Below are 510 nucleotides of genomic sequence, written 5' to 3' on the forward strand. Positions count from 1 at the left end.
ACAAAACAGGGCCGGACAGTCCCCCGACTGCCGGCCCTCTGCTCCCCCACCGTGCGCCTGTACCGGCCCCTGTTCCAATTCCGGTCACGGGCGCCTACGGCGCCAGCCACAGTGGGTGCTATTGGGTTATCTGCAAAAATCCTGCCAACTTTAGGGCTGATTTCGACGCCGGCCGGCCGGCACCGACGTCCCGGCCCCGAATGGCGCTAAAATCGCCACCCCGGCGCCGCCCCAGCCGCGCCCGCCCCCAGCTGAACAACCCCCATGAACCCGTCCTTCCATCGTTACGACGTCATCGTCATCGGCGGTGGCCACGCCGGCACCGAAGCCGCGCTGGCCGCGGCCCGCACCGGCGTGCGCACCCTGCTGCTGACCCACAACATCGAAACGGTGGGCGCGATGAGCTGCAACCCGGCCATCGGCGGCATCGGCAAGGGCCACCTGGTCAAGGAGATCGACGCCTTGGGCGGTGCGATGGCGCATGCCGCCGACCGCGCCGGTATCCAGTGG

Annotated in this window: 1 protein-coding gene; it reads left to right on the top strand. The window is 69.0% G+C overall.

Translation table 11 applies throughout. The annotated features are described in order from the left end of the window. Positions 1–264: 264 nt before the first annotated feature. On the top strand, positions 265–510 hold a 246-nt coding region (locus DAI20_RS20430), incomplete at its 3' end, for an FAD-dependent oxidoreductase (protein WP_159085183.1).

Origin of the sequence: Planctomonas deserti, assembly GCF_003067705.1 — a bacterium.
GTDB lineage: Bacteria > Actinomycetota > Actinomycetes > Actinomycetales > Microbacteriaceae > Planctomonas > Planctomonas deserti.